The 19074-nt window shown below is 67.9% G+C and carries 10 protein-coding genes; 5 read left to right on the top strand and 5 right to left on the bottom strand.

Annotated features, from left to right (window positions below; translation table 11 throughout):
• The first annotated feature begins 306 nt into the window (after positions 1-306).
• Complete coding sequence (locus C0541_RS01485; protein WP_115045379.1) at positions 307-1821, top strand: acetyl-CoA hydrolase/transferase family protein; 1515 nt, start codon at positions 307-309, stop codon at positions 1819-1821.
• Between the two features lie 707 nt (positions 1822-2528).
• On the opposite strand, the gene C0541_RS01470 is transcribed toward C0541_RS01485, so the two are convergent.
• From C0541_RS01470 to C0541_RS01455, 5 genes are all read right to left on the bottom strand, one after another.
• Complete coding sequence (locus C0541_RS01470; RefSeq protein ID WP_115045376.1) at positions 2529-3602, bottom strand: 3-deoxy-7-phosphoheptulonate synthase; 1074 nt, start codon at positions 3600-3602, stop codon at positions 2529-2531.
• A gap of 27 nt (positions 3603-3629) precedes the next feature.
• Positions 3630-3839 (bottom strand): hypothetical protein, encoded by a 210-nt coding sequence (locus tag C0541_RS20585; protein WP_153064935.1) that lies wholly within the window; start codon positions 3837-3839, stop codon positions 3630-3632.
• Between the two features lie 496 nt (positions 3840-4335).
• The gene (locus C0541_RS01465) at positions 4336-7227 is read right to left on the bottom strand and encodes a TonB-dependent receptor plug domain-containing protein (protein ID WP_115045375.1); all 2892 of its coding nucleotides are present in this window, start codon (positions 7225-7227) and stop codon (positions 4336-4338) included.
• Between the two features lie 1733 nt (positions 7228-8960).
• A complete protein-coding gene (groL, locus tag C0541_RS01460; RefSeq protein ID WP_115045374.1) occupies positions 8961-10601 on the bottom strand; it encodes a chaperonin GroEL in 1641 nt (546 codons plus the stop codon).
• Positions 10602-10736: 135 nt separating this feature from the next.
• A complete protein-coding gene (locus C0541_RS01455) occupies positions 10737-11024 on the bottom strand; it encodes a co-chaperone GroES (RefSeq protein ID WP_003483210.1) in 288 nt (95 codons plus the stop codon).
• Between the two features lie 638 nt (positions 11025-11662).
• Between C0541_RS01455 and C0541_RS01445 the strand changes: the two genes are divergently transcribed.
• From C0541_RS01445 to C0541_RS01430, 4 genes are all read left to right on the top strand, one after another.
• The gene (locus C0541_RS01445) at positions 11663-13474 is read left to right on the top strand and encodes an endonuclease (protein ID WP_115045372.1); all 1812 of its coding nucleotides are present in this window, start codon (positions 11663-11665) and stop codon (positions 13472-13474) included.
• A gap of 258 nt (positions 13475-13732) precedes the next feature.
• Positions 13733-14056: a divalent-cation tolerance protein CutA gene (gene cutA, locus C0541_RS01440; RefSeq protein ID WP_115045371.1), complete on the top strand. Its 324-nt coding sequence runs from the start codon at positions 13733-13735 to the stop codon at positions 14054-14056.
• A 15-nt stretch (positions 14057-14071) separates the two neighbouring features.
• Complete coding sequence (locus C0541_RS01435) at positions 14072-16396, top strand: protein-disulfide reductase DsbD family protein (RefSeq protein WP_115045370.1); 2325 nt, start codon at positions 14072-14074, stop codon at positions 16394-16396.
• 403 nt (positions 16397-16799) lie between these two features.
• A complete protein-coding gene (locus C0541_RS01430) occupies positions 16800-18944 on the top strand; it encodes a prolyl oligopeptidase family serine peptidase (RefSeq protein ID WP_238601233.1) in 2145 nt (714 codons plus the stop codon).
• Positions 18945-19074 lie beyond the last annotated feature (130 nt).

Raw genomic sequence — 19074 nt, 5'->3', positions numbered from 1 at the left:
GTCCTCGCAGCCGTTGCATGGCAGCTGGCGCTGCCTCGGCGGTCAGCGCCGCAGCACAGCTGGTGCCCTGCACGGCTTGCCGGCACGCGAGGGCCGCTGTCCGCATGCCTGCGGCGACGCCAGCGGCAGATGTGGCAACAAAAGTGGATGAAGCCCTGCATGCGTTGCGCGCCCTGGCCAGCCACGCAACAGCTCGCTTCGCTCGTGCGTGCGCAGTGGCCACGCACCCGCATTGCACCATGGTCGCAGCGCGGCCGACGCAGGCAGCGGCGATAATGGCAGTTCCCCTGTCTTGCTATGCCGCCCATGTCCGACGAACGCATCCTGTACGCGCCGCTGCGCGAGCGCCTGGTTACTGCCGAGGCCGCTGCCGCATTGATCCAGCCCGGCGAAACCGTGGCGATGAGCGGCTTCACCGGCTCCGGTTACCCCAAGGCGGTGCCGATGGCGCTGGCGCAGCGCATCGAAGCGGCGCATCTGCAGGGCCAACCGTTCCAGATCAAGCTGATGACCGGCGCCTCCACCGCGCCGGAACTGGACGGCGCGCTGGCCAAGGCCGACGGCATCGCCATGCGCATGCCGTTCCAGTCCGACCCGGACGCGCGCCAGCGCATCAACGCCGGCACGCTGGACTATATCGACATCCATCTCAGCCACGTCGCCCAGCATGTCTGGTTCGGCTTCTACGGGCAGATCGACACCGCCGTGGTGGAGGTCTCGGCGATCCGCGCCGACGGCAGCCTGGTGCCGTCCACCTCGATCGGCAACAACAAGACCTGGCTGGACCTGGCCAGCAAGGTGATCATCGAGGTCAACGACTGGCAGCCGGCCGGCCTGGACGGCATGCACGATGTCTACTACGGCACCGCGCTGCCACCGCAGCGCAAGCCGATTCCGTTGATCCACGGCGACGACCGCATCGGCGAGCCCAGCCTGCGCTGCGATCCGGACAAGATCGTGGCAGTGGTGCGCACGCATGGCCCGGACCGCAACAGCCCGTTCGCCGCGGCCGATGAAAGCAGCGAACGCATCGCCGAACACCTGATCGCGTTCCTGCGCCATGAAGTGGGCAAGGGCCGGCTACCGGCCAGCCTGCTGCCGCTGCAATCGGGCGTGGGCAATATTCCCAATGCGGTGCTGGCGGGGCTTGCACGCAGCGGTTTCCGCGACCTGGAGGCCTTCACCGAGGTGATCCAGGACGGCATGCTGGCGCTGCTGCGCGATGGCGTGCTGCGCTACGCCTCGTGCACCGGTTTTGCGCTCAGCCCGGAGGGCAACGAGGAATTCAAGCGCAACATCGATTTCTACCGGCAGCGCATCATCATGCGCACGCAGGAGATTTCCAATCACCCGGAGCTGGTGCGCCGGCTCGGCTGCATCGGCATGAACGGCATGATCGAGGCCGACCTGTACGGCAACGTCAATTCCACCCACGTGATGGGCAGCCGCATCATGAACGGCATCGGTGGCTCCGGCGACTTCGCGCGCAACGGCTTCCTGTCGATCTTCCTGAGCCCCAGCATCGCCAAGGCCGGCAGCATCTCGTCGATCGTGCCGATGGTCAGCCATGTCGACCACACCGAACACGACGTCTCGGTGATCGTCACCGAACAGGGCCTGGCCGATCTGCGCGGCCTCACGCCCAAGCAGCGCGCACGCCAGTTGCTCGACCACTGCGTGCACCCGCGCTACCGCGATGCGCTGGAAGATTACGTGGCGCGCGCCAATCGCGACAGCTATGGCAAGCACACCCCGCATCTGCTGACCGAGGCGCTGTCGTGGCATCAGCGCTGGTTGGAGACGGGGAAGATGTTGGGGTGAATCGGGAATCGGGAATCGGGAATTGGGAATTGGGAATTGGGAATTGGGAATCGGGAATCGGGAATCGGGAATCGGGAATCGGGAATTGGGAATTGGGAATCGGGAATCGGGAATCGGGAATCGGGAGTCGGGAGTCGGGAGTCGGGAGTCGGGAGTCGGGAGTTCGGCGTTCGGCGTTCGGCGTTCGGCGTTGTAGTCCATCGCTGCGGCGCGATGGGTGCGTTGGACGCACTTCGATGCTGGATGGTGGTCTGCCTTAGGCAATCAGCAGCGCTGCGGTTGTGACGGATTTCAGCCCGGACGCCGTGGCTGGTCGCGCTACACAACAGCCACGTCGTGACAATGCGTAAAAGCATTACTGTTGCTGCTGTTGCTGTTGCTGCTGTTGCTGCTGTTGCTGCTGTTGCTGCTGTTGTTGCTGCTGCTGTTGCTGNTGCTGCTGTTGCTGCTGTTGTTTTTGCTGTTGTTGTTTTTGCTGTTGTTGCTGTCTTGCAGTGCAGCGCTCGCAGTTGGCTGTCTTCTGCCGTCCCGTCCCCTCGTCCCAGCCCCCGTGCCCCGGTCCGCGCTGGCAGCGCGGGCGCGCAGGGCACGCGCGCCAGTGACGCGCAAGCTTGCCCTGGCGCGCGGGAGGGAGCGGGGCTTATCCCTTCTCCCTGCGGGAGAAGGTGGCGCGCAGCGCCGCGTCGTCTCACCCGGCTGCCCGACGATCACGCCGCTTCGGCAACCCGCCTGGCACGCCGCGCACGCACCGCCGTCGCCAGGCGCTCCAGCACCTGTACCGAGGCGTCCCAGTCCAGGCAGCCGTCGGTGATGCTCTGGCCGTAGGTAAGTGCGCAGCCAGGCACCAGCTCCTGGCGTCCGCCGACCAGGTGGCTCTCCACCATGACGCCGACGATGCGCGTCTCGCCGCCTTCCAGCTGCGTGGCGATATCGTCGATGACCTTGGGCTGGTTCTCGGGATTCTTGCCGCTGTTGGCATGGCTGGCATCGATCATCAGGCGCGCCGGCAAGCCGGATTTATTCAGCACCTGGCTGGCCGCTTCCACACTGGCCGCGTCGAAGTTGGGCACCTTGCCGCCGCGCAGGATCACATGGCAATCCGGGTTGCCCGCCGTCGCGGCCACCGCGGTGTGGCCATCCTTGGTGACGGCCAGGAAATGATGCGGGTGCGAGGCCGCGCCCACCGCGTCCACCGCAATCTTGACGTCGCCGCCGGTGCCGTTCTTGAAGCCCACCGGGCACGACAGGCCGGAGGCCATTTCGCGGTGCACCTGGCTTTCGGTGGTGCGCGCGCCGATTGCGCCCCAGGCCACCAGGTCGGCGATGTACTGCGGCGAGATGATGTCGAGAAATTCCACGCCGGCCGGCAGGCCGAGGTTGTTGATGTCGCGCAGCAGACCGCGCGCCACCCGCAGGCCCTTGTTGATCTGGAAGCTGCCATCCAGGTCCGGATCGTTGATCAGGCCCTTCCAGCCGATGGTGGTGCGCGGCTTTTCGAAGTACACCCGCATCACGATTTCCAGCGCATCGCCGAGCTGCTCGCGCAGCGGGCGCAGACGCTGCGCGTACTCGATCGCCGCGACCGGATCGTGGATCGAGCAGGGCCCGATCACCACCGCCAGGCGGTCGTCGTGGCCATGCAGGATGGCGTGCAGTGCGGCACGCGAGTTGGTCACGGTTTCGGAGGCGCGCTCGTCGCAGGGCAGCAGCGACAGCAGCTGCGAAGGCGGGGCAAGGGCTTCGATCTTGCGGATACGCAGGTCATCGGTCACAGGCGGCATAACAGTGTCTCGGTGGGCGGTGTTGCATCAGGGAGCCAGGCGCGGCGGCAACAAAAAAGCCGCCAGTGTGCGCTGGCGGCTTTTCGGGAATGCTGCTGAAGATTTCTTCAGGGTGAGCGCAATCCGTCCTCCGCCAGCGGCATCGGAAAACCGTAGTACCAAAAGTAAAACTGGCTGCGGGGTGCGTTCATTGGGTGCATTGATACCACGCACGTTTCGCCGCTGCCACTGTTTCATCGGCAACGGAACGCTGAAGTGCGCTGCCGGCGCCATCCGGGTCGATGGCCTGACCCGCACCTTATCGCTTCCAAACCCCTGCAATTGCGGCGTCTCAGACGCAAGCTGCGCAGGGATGCAACGCCGATACGCCGCAGGCATAAGCACGGCCGATCATGACGATGCGAACAATCGATCAGCACCTCCGCGGAATTCGGGCCTGGGCGCGGTACACCCGACCAGCCCTCTCTCCCTTACATGGCTTCCACCAGCGCCGGCTTCGATGTGGGGTCACTGCACTGCGTACTCGGACAACGTACCCAGCGACAAGTAGCGCTAACTCCCGCGATGCCAAGATCCAGCCAGGCCCTGCGGCAAAAAAATCTCGTATCGACCATCGTCGGCAACCACGCAACCCCACCTGCTGCAGGGCGGAAGACAAACGGCGCGCCCGTCTTTGCCTGCACCACACGCCACGGCGCCATGCCGTGACGTGTGGTGCGGCCGCCACGCTCAATCAGAAGGTGAACACATATTCCGCCGCCACTTCGCGGCCGATCGGGTTGAACAAGGTGGTGTTGTAGAACCCGTAGCCGTAGAAGCGCTCCTTGTTCTCGTAGCCCACTTCGTTGAACACGTTGTTGACGTAGAAGTTGACCTTGGCGTGGTCGGTGATCCTGTAGCCGGCGCTGAGGTTCCAGTAGATCGCCGGGCCGACACGGCCGAAGTAGCGCTTGCTGGTCTGGCCCAGGTTGACGTTGCCGGTGTCGGTGACCAGGCATTGGTCCGAGGCGCTGGGCTGGTAGCCATCGTCGAAACGGGCGCAGGTGCCCCAGTTGACCGCGCGCATCGAGCCGAGCCGGCGGAAGTACACCGTCCAGTCCCAGGCGCCGCCGTTGTCCCAGTGCACGCTGCCACGCACCCGGCTGCGCACGCGTTCGTCGCGGCGGTTCTCGTCGCTGTCGGTGCGGTAGATCTGTTCGCGGTAGGCGAGCAGATTGTTGTAATCCAGCGACAACTGGAAGTTGCCCCAGCCGGCGGTGGCGAGCCGGTATTTCAGCGCGGCGTCGATGCCGGAGGTTTCCATCTGCGCCAGGTTGATCGGGCCGCGCTCGATGCTGGCGATGGTGCCGTCGGCGTTGCGCGTCACGCGCGAGGTGATGGTGTCGCAATAGCCGGCGCCGCCGGGATTGTTCCAGGCGCCGCCGCTGATGGTGGTGCCGGTGCGGCAGCCGGCTTCGGCCGACAGGATCTCGTCGCGGTCCAGGTCCTTGATCATTTCCTCCAGCTGGATGCGGTAGTAATCCACGCTCAGCGACAGCCCCTGCACGATGTCCCACACCACCCCGCCGGTGAACGAGCGACCGGTTTCCGAGCGCAGATCCGGGGTGCCGCGACGGTTCACGTCCACGGTGTAGAAGATGTTGCCGTTCTCGTCGTTGCAGCCGCCGGTCTGGTACGCGCCGGAGGTGATGCAGCGGTACTGGTCGATCACGGTCTGGTTGGTGGAGCTGGGTTCGCCGAGCACGTAGTGCATGTCCGGCGCGCGGAAACTGGTGGCCAGCGTGCTGCGCACCAGCAGGCTCTCCACCGGCCGCCATTCCAGGCCGGCGCTCCAGGTAGTGTCGCTCTGTTCGCCTACCTCGGTCTGGATGGCCGCGGACGAGCGGTAGTTGCTGTAGCGGTCGTAGCGGCCGGCGACATTGGCGCTGAGCGTGGACAGCAGCGGGATCTGGAATTCCAGCCCGGCCGAGCTGCGCAGGCGCTCGCCGCCGCCGCTGTCGACCACGTCCACCGGATAGCATTCGTTGGCGCAGGGGTCCGGCGACAACTGGTAGCCCTGCTTGGCGACCTCGGCCACGGTGGCGAAGCGGATCGGCCCGGCCCAGCCCTGCACCACATCGCCGCTGAGGCTGAAAGTGGCCTGATTCACCCACGAATACGCCGAATTATGCGACTTGGCGACCAGCTCGTCGTACTCGTCGCCGGACAACGGCGCGTACCAGCGCGCCTCGTTGACCGCGTGGATCGGGTTGCCATCGGCGCCGGTGCCGAGCGGGCTGCCGAGAAAGTAGTCGGTGGCGCGCGCGGTATCCACGGTGCGGATGTATTCGTCCACGGTGTAGCGCGAACGGCCCACGCTCAGCTCCCAGTCGAAGCGGTCGGCCCATACCCCGCGCAGTCCGGCACCCAGGTCCCAGGACTGCTCCTTGTTGTAGTTGGCCAGCCGGTCCCAGCCGCCGGCTTCGCGGCGGGTGAGCTGGCGGATGGCATTCAACGACCGCCCGGTGCGGGCATCCTGGAACGGCCCGAGCAGCACATACGGCGGGTCGTAGGTCCAGCGCCCGATGCTGCGGTTGGCCGACAGCGTGGCCCAGGCTTCGGTGTGCTCGCCGAATTTCCAGGTGCCGTACAGGTACGCCGAATAATCCTCGCTGCCGGTGACCAGGCCCCAGTCGCCGTAATCGCGCGCCATGCCGCAGTAACTGCCGGCATCGGTGAGCTCGCCGGTGTTCTGGTTGTAGCTCAGGCGCTGGCCGTCGATGAACTCGCCGCCGAAGCGCGCGCAGGTGCCGGGCGGCGGCGCCAGGCGTTCATTGGTGTCGGCATCGACCAGGCTCAGCCCGGTGAACGGATTGAAGCCGTAGCGGCGGTTCTGCCCGGTCCAGTTGGAATAGGACATGTCGTCCGAATCGTCCATCTGCGGGCGATCGCGCCCGCTCAGCGGATCGCGCCGGGTGGCCTGCAGCGCGTAGGTCACGCTCCAGTTCTCGCCGGTGCGCCCGCCGGCCCAGGACACGTCGAAACTGTCGCGGCCGCCTTCGGTGGCGGTGCCGCCACGCAGGCGCAGCTGGTCGCCCTGGTAATCGCGCTTGAGGATGACGTTGATCACGCCGGCCACCGCGTCCGAGCCATAGATCGCCGAGGCGCCGCCGGTGAGGATATCGATGCGCTCCACCGCGGCGGCGGGGATGTTGCTGTAGTTGGAGAAATTGCTTTCGCCACCGTAGGGCAGCGGGTAATCGGCCACGCGGCGACTATTGACCAGCAGCAGCGTGCGGCCCGGCCCGAGGTCGCGCAGGTTGATCGGCGAGGCGTTGGGCGTGTGCGAGCCCCACTGCGTATCGGCTTCCACCGAGCCCTGCTGGTTCATGCTGTTGAGCACGTCGTAGACGGTGGCAAACCCTTCCTGCTGGATCTGCTGCGCGGAAATGGTGACCACCGGTTGCGCGCCTTCGACCTGCGCGCGCTTGATGCGCGAGCCGGTCACGCTGACCGCGTCCAGGGTGGAGGTGGCACGCGGTTGATCCGCTTCGGCCTGCTGGGCAGCGGCCGACGGTGCGACCGCGGCGGTCAGGGCAAGGGACAAGGAAATCGACAAGGCAAGGCGATGGCTGCGGCAGTTCATAAGATCCCCGGGAGAGGCCGGCATGGCCGGCATGGCGTTCCACTGCAACGACGCCTGCGAGCGATGCACCGCATCGCCGCCCCCTGTCCGATGGCCCCCCGACCGTTCGGCGCAAGCGCCTGCCCAGCGACGCTAGGATGGCGTTGACATCGATGTCAACACACTGTCACGCAAATGTGATTGATGTCGCGATCTGCGCGGTTTTGCGATGGTGCACACGCTTGGGGCCGCGAACCGCTTGCGCGCGCCGATGCCGCATCGACGCTGCGTAGGAGCGCACCCGGGCGCGACTGGGGCGTTACCGGTGAAGCCTCTTCGCGCCCAGGTGCGCTCCTACGGGGTCATGGGCTTGCCTGGCCATGCATGCGCGGAGTTCGACACCGTCCGCGCCGCGAGCCGCTTGCGCGCGCCGGTGCCGCATCGACCCTGCTTGCGCGCGCCGGTGCCGCGTCGACCCTGCGTAGGAGCGCACCTGGGCGCGATTGGGGCGTTGCCGGTAAAGCCTCTTCGCGCCCAGGTGCGCTCCTACGGGGTCATGGGGTTGCGCGGCCGTGCGTGCGCGGAGTTCGACACCGTCCGCGCCGCGAGCTGCTTGCGCGCGCCGATGCCGCATCGACCCTGCGTAGGAGCGCACCCGGGCGCGACCGGGGCGTTACCGGTGAAGCCTCTTCGCGCCCAGGTGCGCTCCTACGGGGTCATGGGGGTTGCGTGGCCGTGCGTGCGTGGAGTTCGACACCGTCCGCGCCGCGAGCCGCTTGCGCTGGCCGGTGCCGCATCGACCCTGCGTAGGAGCGCACCCGGGCGCGATTGGGGCGTTACCGGTAAAGCCTCTCGCGCCCAGGTGCGCTCCTACGGGGTCATGGGGTTGCGTGGCCGTGCGTGCGCGGAGTTCGACACCGTCCGCGCCGCGAGCCGCTTGCGCGGGCCGGTGCCGCATCGACTCTNCGCTCCTACGGGGTCATGGGGTTGCGTGGCCGTGCGTGCGCGGAGTTCGACACCGTCCGCGCCGCGAGCCGCTTGCGCGGGCCGGTGCCGCATCGACTCTGCGTGCGCGGGCTGATGCCGCATCGACCCTGCGTAGGAGCGCACCTGGGCGCGATTGGGGCGTCACCGGTAAAGCCTCTTCGCGCCCGGGTGCGCTCCTACGGGGTCATGGGGTTGCGTGGCCGTGCGTGCGCGGAGTTCGACACCGTCCGCGCCGCGAGCCGCTTGCGCGGGCCGGTGCCACATCGACTCTGCGTGCGCGGGCCGGTGCCGCATCGACGCTGCGTAGGAGCGGACCCGGGCGCGATTGGGGCGTTACCGGTAAAGCCNCGCTCCTACGGGGTCATGGGGTTGCGTGGCCGTGCGTGCGCGGAGTTCGACACCGTCCGCGCCGCGAGCCGCTTGCGCGGGCCGGTGCCACATCGACTCTGCGTGCGCGGGCCGGTGCCGCATCGACGCTGCGTAGGAGCGCACCCGGGCGCGATTGGGGCGTTACCGGTAACGCCTCTTCGCGCCCAGGTGCGCTCCTACGGGGTCATGGGGTTGCGTGGCCGTGCGTGCGCGGGGTTCGACACGGTCCGGGTACGGGGCGTGCGGATTGCATGACCTGTGGAATGCGTGCGTCGGCCACCTGCTTCGGTGCCGATCATCCGGGCGATCGCGTCCTGCGCCATCCGGCTCGTCGGCCACAAAAAAACCCCGCCTTGCGGCGGGGTCCTTTTTTTGATGCAACAACCGATGGGGCTGGATCAGAAATCCATGCCGCCCATGCCGCCCATGCCACCGCCGGCCGGCATCGCCGGCTCGTCCTTCTTCGGTGCATCGGCCACCATGGCTTCGGTGGTGATCATCAGGCCGGCGATCGAGGCGGCGTTCTGCAGTGCCGAACGGGTGACCTTGGTCGGATCCAGGATGCCGAATTCGACCATGTCGCCGAACTCGCCGTTGGCCGCGTTGTAGCCGTAGTTGCCGGTGCCTTCCTTGACCTTGTTCAGGATCACGGACGGCTCTTCGCCGGCGTTGGCCACGATTTCGCGCAGCGGGGCTTCCATCGCGCGCAGGGCGATCTGGATGCCGTGGGTCTGGTCTTCGTTGGCACCGGTCAGGTTGCCGACGGCCACCAGCGCACGCACCAGGGCCACGCCGCCGCCCGGGACCACGCCTTCTTCGACGGCTGCACGGGTGGCGTGCAGGGCGTCTTCGACGCGTGCCTTCTTTTCCTTCATTTCGATTTCGGTCGAGGCGCCGACCTTGATCACGGCAACACCGCCGGCGAGCTTGGCCACACGTTCCTGCAGCTTCTCGCGGTCGTAATCGGACGAGGTGTCTTCGATCTGGGTCTTGATCTGGCCGACGCGCGACTCGATCGCGGCCGAATCGCCAGCACCGTCGATGATGGTGGTGTTCTCCTTGGAGACCTGCACCTTCTTGGCACGGCCCAGGTCCTTGATGGTCGCCTTCTCAAGCGCCAGACCCACTTCCTCGGAGATCACGGTGCCGCCGGTCAGCACGGCCATGTCTTCCAGCATCGCCTTGCGACGATCGCCGAAGCCCGGTGCCTTGACGGCCACGACCTTGACGATGCCACGGATGGTGTTGACCACCAGGGTCGCCAGCGCTTCGCCTTCGACTTCTTCGGCGACGATCAGCAGCGGCTTGCCGGCCTTGGCCACGCCTTCCAGCACGGGCAGCAGGTCACGCACGTTGGAGATCTTCTTGTCGTGCAGCAGGATGAACGGGTCGTCCAGGTCGGCCGACTGGCTCTGCTGGTTGTTGATGAAGTACGGGGAGAGGTAGCCGCGATCGAACTGCATGCCCTCGACCACGTCCAGCTCGTTTTCCAGGCCCGAGCCTTCTTCAACGGTGATCACGCCTTCCTTGCCGACCTTCTGCATCGCTTCGGCAATGATGTTGCCGATCGACTCGTCCGAGTTGGCCGAGATGGTGCCGACCTGGGCAATCGCCTTGTCGTCGGTGGTGGGCTTGGAGATGTTCTTCAGCTCGACGACGGCAGCCTTGACGGCCTGGTCGATACCGCGCTTGAGGTCCATCGGGTTCATGCCGGCAGCCACGGCCTTGGCGCCTTCGCGGATCAGGGCCTGGGCGAGCACGGTGGCGGTGGTGGTGCCGTCGCCGGCGTTGTCGTTGGTCTTGGAAGCGACTTCCTTGACCATCTGCGCGCCCATGTTCTCGAACTTGTCAGCCAGTTCGATTTCCTTGGCGACGGAGACGCCGTCCTTGGTGATGGTCGGCGCGCCGAAGCTCTTCTCGAGCACGACGTTGCGGCCCTTCGGGCCCAGGGTGGCCTTGACGGCATTGGCAAGCACGTTGACGCCACGGACCATGCGGGTACGTGCGTCTTCACCGAAACGAATGTCTTTAGCAGCCATTTGTTGTAACTCCGGAATTTGAGATTGGGGATTGGGGATTGGCTAGAGCGGGGTTCGGGGGAGATGCGGGATCAGCTGCGCCAAGCGCAGTGGCCAATCCCGAATCCCCACTCCCGAATCCCGCCGGCAACGGCTTTAGCCGATGACGGCCAGGATGTCGTCTTCGCGCAGCACCTTGTACTCGACGCCTTCGGACTTGTAGCTGCTGCCGGCGTACTGGCCGTAGATGACCTTGTCGCCGACCTTGACCACCGGCGCGCGCAGGCTGCCGTTATCCAGGGGCTTGCCGGCGCCGATGGCGACGACTTCACCCTTGGTGGACTTTTCCTTGGCGGAGTCCGGGATCACGATGCCGCCGGCGGAAACTTCGTCGGCTTCGATCGGCTTGACTACAACGCGGTCGTGAAGCGGCTTGATGCTCATAGAGAAAGACCCTCTTAAGTGATTGATTGGTCTGGAAATTATCGGCGATGTTAGCACTCGTGCATGACGACTGCCAGCACAGCGCGCGGAAAAAACCCGACAGAGCGGGTGCGGGCCAGAGATTGTGCTGTGTGGGCGGCTTTCAAGGGCTGGGGCAAAAATTTTTTCGCCGGGCAGTCCAGTCCGAGGGCCTCAGGGCAGCGGACAAGAGCTGGCGAGCGGTTGGCTCCGTAGCCGCGGACAGAGCGGGCTTGCAACCGGACTGCGCAGCGGCCTGCAGCGCCTGGCGCCTGGCGCCGGGCCGCTCGGCCACTGGCACTGGCACTGGGCACTGGGCACTGGGCACTGGCACTGGGCACTGGCACTGGCACTGGCACTGGGCACTGGCACTGGCACTGGGCACTGGCACTGGCACTGGCACTGGGCACTGGGCACTGGGCACTGGCACTGGCACTGGCACTGGCACTGGGCACTGGGCACTGGGCACTGGGCACTGGGCACTGGGCACTGGGCGGTGGGCGGTAAGCGGTAAGCAGAGTCGCCGGGCCAGCCGCACTAAAAATGGAACCAGGTTCCACCGAGTGTCATGCGCACGTCTTACAGTCGGCCACGCATTCCCCGATCACAAGGAGCTGTCGATGAGGTTGCCGTCCCCTGCCCGTGTCTTCCCCCTGCGCTGGTCCCCCAGCTGCACGCTTCCCCTGGCCTGTGCGTTCGCGCTGGCCGTCCCCACCGCCCACGCGGCGGTGTTCATCAACGAACTGCATTACGACGACGCAGGCGCCGCCGGCGACAGCGGCGAAGGCGTGGAAGTGGTGGCCACCGCCGGCGAAACGCTGAGCGGCTACCGCATCTATCTGTACAACGGCAGCGCGCCGGGTGCGGCCACCGTCTATGCCAACACCGCAGTGCCGGCCGGCAGCCTGGTCAGCTGCGGCAGCCAGGTGCGCATCGCCACGGTCGGCTACGCCAGCAACGGCGTGCAGAACGGGCCCAACGACGGGGTGGCGCTGGTCGATCCCAACGGACAGCTGGTGCAGTTCCTCAGTTACGAGGGCGCGATCACCGCCAGCGGCGGCCCCGCCGCCGGCATCACCAGCCAGAACCTGCCGGTCAGCGAGAGCAACAGCAGCGCGGTCGGCAGCTCGCTGCAACTGACCGGTACCGGCAGCAGCGCGGCCAACTTCAGCTGGGCCGGCTCGTCGGCGCAGACCTTCGGCGCGTGCAACCGCGGCCAGAGCTTCAACGGCAGCGGCGGTGGCGGCGAGACCGGCGGCGCACCGACGATCACCGGCACCACCCCGATCCAGGGCGCGACCGGCTTCCCCGCCGCAGGCGACCTGAGCGTGGGCTTCAGCGAGGCGGTGACGCTGGGCAGCGGCGCCTTCGCGCTCAGCTGCGCCAGCTCCGGCACGGTGGCGCTGAGCTACCCGAGCAGCGGCACCCGCTTCAGCCTGTCCACCAACACCGCCCTGGTCGGTGGCGAGCGCTGCACCCTGGCGATCACCGCCAGCGCCATCCGCGATGCCAGCGGGCTGAGCCCGGCGGCCAACCAGTCGATCGCCTTCACCGTGGCCAGCGCCGACGGCGGCGGCACCGGCTACTACGCGCGGGTCAACACCGCCAATGCCAGCCAGTTGCGCTGCTCGCTGCACACCGTGATCAAGGGCCACACGGTCTACCCGTACAGCGGCTCGGGCACCAGCACCTGGACCATCCTGGAAATGGCCGACGAGGATCCCAACAACAGCGGCCGGATCCTGGACGCCTACCGCAACCGCAGCTACGCCAAGGGCAGCGACCGCGCCGGCACCGGCAGCGGGCTGACCTACAACCGCGAGCACACCTGGCCCAATTCGCTGGGCTTCGGCAGCGCCAGCGGCGACAAGGGCCTGCCGTATGCGCCCTACACCGACACCCACATGCTGTACCTGACCGACACCGCCTTCAACGCCGACCGCGGCAACAAGCCCTACGCGGCCTGCACCGGCAGCTGCGGCGAACGGGTCACCGAGGTCAACAACGGCAGTGGCGGCGGCAGCGGGCGCTATCCGGGCAATTCCAACTGGGTGCGCACCCCCGACGGCAACAGCGGCACGTTCGAGGTGTGGGGCAGGCGCAAGGGCGACATGGCGCGTGCGGTGATGTACATGGCGATCCGCTACGAAGGCGGCGTTGATGCGGCCACCGGGCAGTCCGAGCCGGACCTGGAACTCACCGACGACCGCAGCAGGATCGTGCAGACCTCGGCCTCGCCGGCCTACATGGGCCTGCTGTCCACGCTGCTGGCCTGGCACCAGGCCGACCCGCCGGACGATGCCGAGCGCGCCCGCAACCAGGTGATCTTCAGCTTCCAGGGCAACCGCAACCCGTTCGTGGACCACCCCGAATGGGCGACCTCGAGCCTGTTCACCTCGGCCAGGCCGGCCAGCTGCCAGCTGGCCAACTGAGCCACACCGGCCCGGCGCACTGCGTCGGGCCGGTCTGCTGCAGCCCTGCCGGACAATCAGCGCCTGCACGGCACCGGCCGGCAGCCCGGCCAGGACGCCCCTGCGGCGTGGCGCATGCCCGGCACCCGGGCGACCCGGACAACGCCCGCCTGCCGCCGTCGCGCCGGGCAGTGGCGCCGGCCCGGCAGGCGAAATGGATGCCGCGTCGCGGAACCTGCGGTCGATCCCTTGCAGGCAGGGGATTACACTGCCGGGCCGATGACCGCTTCTTCCCTCCACCTGTTGCTCAGCACCTGCCCGGATGCCGACAGCGCCGACCGCATCGCCCATGCCCTGCTGGACGAACGCCTGGCCGCCTGCGTCACCCAGCTGCCCGGCGCGCAGTCGCTGTACCGCTGGAACGGGGCGATCGAGCGCAGCCAGGAAGTGCAGCTGCTGATCAAGACCTGGGAAGACCGCCTGCCGGACGCCATCGCCCGGCTGCGGGCGCTGCATCCGTATGAACTGCCGGAGGCTGTCGCGGTCCAAGCCAGCGCCGGGCTGCCGGCCTATCTCGATTGGGTCCGGGCCGAAACCCGCTAAGGAATCCTCACCTCCATGAAGTCCCTGTTCCGCTGGATCGCCCGCCGCGCGCTGCTGGCCGCCCCCGTGTTCGCCGCCTCGCTGGCGCTGGTGGCACCTGCCGCGCAGGCGGTCAGCGAGGCCGACCTGCTGCCGGTGGACCAGGCCTTCGCGCTGAGCGCGCAGGCCGAGGGCCGCGACGGCATCGCGCTGCAGTGGAAGATCGCGCCGGGCTATTACCTGTACCGCCATCGCATCAGCGTCAAATCCGGGCAGGGCTTTGCCGCCGGCGAGCTGGCGCTGCCCGAAGGCGAGAGCAAGCACGACGAGTTCTTCGGCCAGGTGCAGACCTACCGCCGGCAATTGCAGGCCAGGCTGGCCGGCAAGGCCGACGCGGGATTGCAGACCGCGGTGCTGCAGGTGCAGTACCAGGGCTGCGCCGACGCCGGCGTGTGCTATCCGCCGCAACGTCGCGAACTGCGCGTGAGCTTGCCCGCTGCCTCGGCTCCGGGCGCCACGGCACGCGCCACCCAGCGCGAGAACCTGGGCGCGCTGGTGCCGCGCGCAGCGGCAGGCCCGCGGCTGTTCGGCAGCACCGGTCAGGCCGCCGGCGTGGACGCGCTGCCGCTGCCGGCCGAGCAGGCATTCAATTTCGAAGCCATCGTCGGTGACGGCAACAGCCTGCTGCTGCGCTTCACTCCGGCACCGGGCTATTACCTCTACCGCGACCGCACCTCGCTGGCGGTGGAAGGCACCAGCGGCGTGCGTCCCGGCCTGCCGCGCTGGCCGCAGGGCAAGACCCACCGCGACGAGCACTTCGGCGATGTGGTGGTGTACTTCGACCAGGCCGAGGTGACCCTGCCGCTGCTGCGCGAGCATCCCGACCCGGCACGGCTGACCCTGGTGGCCACCTTCCAGGGCTGCCAGACCGACGGCATCTGCTACCCGCCGATGACCCGCCGTGTGGCGCTGGAGCTGCCTGCCGGCACGGTGTCGCCGCAGAACCAGGCGCAGGCCGCCCCGTTGATGATTTCGCCGCTGGCCGCCGGGCAGATGCCGGCCGAGCCGGCCCCCGACCAGGCGGCGCAGACCGCTGCGCGCGCAGCCGCCGACGCCTCGGCGGACAACCCGCAACGCACCCAGCCGCCGCATACCGACAAGGGCCTGCTGGCGATGCTGGCGCTGGCGCTGCTGGGTGGGCTGGTGCTCAACCTGATGCCGTGCGTGCTGCCGATCCTGTCGCTGAAGGTGCTGGGCCTGGCCCACAGCGGCGAGAGCCGCAGCCACGCGCGCAGCCACGCCATCTGGTATTCGCTGGGGGTGCTGGTGTCCTTTGCCGCCATCGGCGGGCTGGTGATCGCGCTGCGTGCAGCCGGGCAGGCCGCCGGCTGGGGCTTCCAGCTGCAGCAGCCGTGGTTCGTGGCCGCCCTGGCCTACCTGATGTTCGCGGTGGGCCTGAGCCTGTCGGGGGTGTTCACGCTGGGCAGCAACCTGGGCGGCATCGGCCAGTCGCTGGCCTCGCGCAATGGCCCGCTGGGCGACTTCTTCACCGGCGTGCTGGCCTGCGTGGTCGCCAGCCCGTGCATCGCGCCGTTCATGGGCACCGCCCTGGCGTATGCGTTCACCGCCCCGGCGCTGCTGGCGATGCTGGTGTTCCTGGCGCTGGGCCTGGGCCTGGCGCTGCCGTTCCTGCTGATCGGCTTCATTCCCTCGCTGGCGCGGCGCCTGCCCACGCCCGGTCCGTGGATGGAAACGCTCAAGCAGGTGCTGGCGTTCCCGATGTATCTCACCGCGATCTGGCTGTTGTGGGTGCTGGGCAAGCAGCGCGGCGTGGACGCGCTGGCGCTGATGCTGGTGGGTGCAACCCTGCTCGCGCTGGGGCTGTGGTGCTTCGAACGCAGCCGCTGGACCAGCCACCGTCCGGGCTTGCGCCTGGCGGCGGTGATGCTGGTGTTGGCGATCATGCCGGTGGTCGGCGTCACCCGCCTGCGCCTGCCGGCCGCCACCGCCGCCAGCGAGGGCGTGGTCGCGTTCTCGCCGCAGTTGCTGGACCGCCTGCGCGCCGACAACCGCGTGGTGTTCGTCAACATGACCGCCGACTGGTGCGTGACCTGCAAGGCCAACGAGAAGAACGTGCTGAGCAGCGCCGAGTTCCGCGATGCCCTGCGCCGCGTGGATGCGGTGTACATGAAGGGCGACTGGACCAATGTCGACCCGGCCATCAGCACCTTCCTGGACCAGCACCAGGCGGTCGGCGTGCCGCTGTACGTGGTCTATGGCCCCGGCGCGCCGCCGTCGATCCTGCCCACGGTGCTGACCGGCGCGATCACCGAGGATGCGCTGCTGCGCGCAGCGCGCTGAGGCGACGGTTCCAGGCGCGCGCAAGGCCTGGCGCGTCGCTGCGCGTGGAGTGGCGTCGCCGCCGGTTGCCGGTGGCCTGCCGCGGACGATGACGGCGCCGCGATGCCGGCGCGCACGCGCACTGGCGACCGGCTGACAGCCGTTGGCGCTGCCTGCGATGGCGCAGCGTCCAGGGCCCTGGCGATGCGCCTGCGCCTGGCACGACGCGGTTTGCCAGGTCGCCGGGCCGCCGGCACCTGCCGCGGCGGCGACTGCATCTGCAGCACCGGGTTTGCGGCGCGGATACCCCGCACGCCATGCGAAGCGGGTACCTGGAAAACGCATTCCTCAACATTGCTCGCCGCGCCGGTTCCAGGCGCTTTCCGCCTCTATGCTGTCGCTCCCCTCTGGCGACGTCGGCACGATGATTCCCACCTCCGCCCGCAGCATGCTGTGCGCCGCGCTGTTTCTTTCCGGCATTGCCGTTGCCCGCGCGGCGGATGCTCCGGCCGCAGCGAAGGCCACGCCGGACCCCTATCTGTGGCTGGAAGATGTCACCGGCAGCAGGGCACTGGACTGGGTGAAGCAGCAGGATGCACGCACCGAATCCCGCCTGGCCGACACCGCCGAGTTCAGGCAGCTGGAAGCGCGCATCCGCCAGGTGATGGACTCGGATGCAAAGATTCCCTACGCCGAGAAGATCGGCGCCGATTACTACAACTTCTGGCAGGACGAACACCACAAGCGCGGCATCTGGCGGCGAACCACGCCGGCCGAGTACCGCAAGGCATCGCCCAGGTGGGAAACCGTGCTGGATCTGGACGCGCTCAATCGACGCGAGGGCAAGGACTGGGCGTGGCAGCACAAGAGCGCCGACTGCCTGCCCCCGGCCTACCGCCGCTGCCTGATCACGCTCTCGCGCGGCGGTGCCGATGCCGACGTGACCCGCGAGTTCGACCTGGTCGACAAGCGCTGGGTGGACGATGGCTTCGTGCGTCCGGAGGCCAAGGGCTCGCTGTCCTGGATCGATCAGGACACGGTCTATGTCAGCACCGATTTCGGGCCCGGCAGCACCACCGATTCGGGTTATCCGCGCATCGTCAAACAATGGAAGCGCGGCACCGCGCTGGAGACGGCAAGCGTGGTCTATACCGGCAAACGCACCGACATCAGCGTCCATGCCTACCACGATGCGACACCCGGCTTCGAGCGCGACATCGTCGAGCAGTCACTGGGCAGCCGCGAGACTGCCTTTTTCCTGCGCGAGCGCAGCGGTGCCCTGCGCAAGCTGGATGTGCCCGATTCGGCGATCAAGAGCCTGCACCGCGAATGGCTCGCGCTGACATTGCGCGACCCGTGGACCGTGGGCGGCACCACCTACCCGGCCGGCGCGCTGCTGGTCACCCGGTTCGACGAGCTGATGGCGGGCAAGCGCAGCGTCCAGGCCCTGTTCACGCCCACCGACAGCACCTCGCTGGTCAGCGCCACCTGGACACGCTCGCACCTGGTGCTCAACGTCCTGGACGACGTCAGGACGCGACTGAGCGTCCTGACTCCCGGGGCGACGGGCTGGACGCGCAGCGCCTTCAACGGCGCGCCGACGCTGGGGTCGGTGGAGATCTGGGCGGTGGACGACATCGACAGCGATGCGGTGTGGCTGACGGTCGAAGACGAGCTCACCCCCACCACGCTGTCGCTGGTGCAGATCGGCCGGCAGCCCGAGCGCCTGAAGGCCTTGCCGGCGTTCTTCGATGCCAGCCGGTTCGTCATCGAGCAACACTTCGTCACCAGCAAGGACGGCACCCGCGTGCCCTACTTCCTGGTCCGCCCGAAAGCGCTGCGGTTCGACGGCAGCGCGCCCACCCAGCTCTACGGCTACGGCGGTTTCGAGATCCCGATGCTGCCGTCCTACTCCGGCGTGCTGGGACGGGCCTGGCTGGAGAAGGGCGGGGTCTACGCCCTCTCCAACATGCGTGGCGGCGGCGAATACGGGCCGCGCTGGCACCAGGCTGCGCTCAGGCAGAACCGGCACAAGGCCTACGAGGACATGGCTGCCATCGCGCAGGACCTGATCGCGCGCAAGGTCACGTCCGCCAGCCGGCTGGCCGTGCGCGGCGACAGCAACGGCGGGCTGATGGCCGGCAACATGCTCATCCGGTACCCGCAGCTGTTCGGGGCGGTGGTGATCGATGCGCCATTGCTGGACATGCGCCGCTACAGCCACCTGTTGGCCGGCGCCTCGTGGATGGACGAGTACGGCAACCCGGATACCGCGGACTGGGCGTTCATCCGGACCTTTTCGCCGTATCACCTGTTCGATCCGGACAGGACCTATCCACCCGCGATGATCCTCACCTCCACCCGCGACGATCGCGTGCATCCCGCGCATGCACGCAAGATGGCCGCCAGGATGCTGGATACCGGCAAGGACGTCGTGTTCTACGAGAGCACCGAGGGCGGCCACGCCAATCCCGGCGACAACGCCCAGGCCGCGCACAGCGACGCGCTGATGTACAGCTTCCTCTGGCGCACCCTGGGAGGCGCTGCCGCCACAGCCGGGCGCAAGTAGTTCCACCGCCCCGGGCACGCATCGGCGCAGCGCCGGCCAGCCCCGGCGCGCACTGCGCCGGCCCGGTGCCCACATCCGGCCGCGCTGCCGGCGGGCCGGCGGGCAGGACGCCTGTCTCTTATACACATCT

The organism is Xanthomonas arboricola, from assembly GCF_003353015.1.
GTDB lineage: Bacteria > Pseudomonadota > Gammaproteobacteria > Xanthomonadales > Xanthomonadaceae > Xanthomonas > Xanthomonas arboricola_E.
The sequence above is the reverse complement of the archived record's forward strand: the minus strand, read 5'-3'. Positions and strand labels throughout refer to the sequence as shown.

Coding starts and splice junctions, on each gene's coding strand:
- C0541_RS01485 (WP_115045379.1), top strand. CDS start 307: ATGTCCGACGAACGCATCCTGTACGCGCCGCTGCGCGAGCGCCTGGTT.
- C0541_RS01470 (WP_115045376.1), bottom strand. CDS start 3,602: ATGCCGCCTGTGACCGATGACCTGCGTATCCGCAAGATCGAAGCCCTT.
- C0541_RS20585 (WP_153064935.1), bottom strand. CDS start 3,839: ATGAAACAGTGGCAGCGGCGAAACGTGCGTGGTATCAATGCACCCAAT.
- C0541_RS01465 (WP_115045375.1), bottom strand. CDS start 7,227: ATGAACTGCCGCAGCCATCGCCTTGCCTTGTCGATTTCCTTGTCCCTT.
- groL (WP_115045374.1), bottom strand. CDS start 10,601: ATGGCTGCTAAAGACATTCGTTTCGGTGAAGACGCACGTACCCGCATG.
- C0541_RS01455 (WP_003483210.1), bottom strand. CDS start 11,024: ATGAGCATCAAGCCGCTTCACGACCGCGTTGTAGTCAAGCCGATCGAA.
- C0541_RS01445 (WP_115045372.1), top strand. CDS start 11,663: ATGAGGTTGCCGTCCCCTGCCCGTGTCTTCCCCCTGCGCTGGTCCCCC.
- cutA (WP_115045371.1), top strand. CDS start 13,733: ATGACCGCTTCTTCCCTCCACCTGTTGCTCAGCACCTGCCCGGATGCC.
- C0541_RS01435 (WP_115045370.1), top strand. CDS start 14,072: ATGAAGTCCCTGTTCCGCTGGATCGCCCGCCGCGCGCTGCTGGCCGCC.
- C0541_RS01430 (WP_238601233.1), top strand. CDS start 16,800: ATGATTCCCACCTCCGCCCGCAGCATGCTGTGCGCCGCGCTGTTTCTT.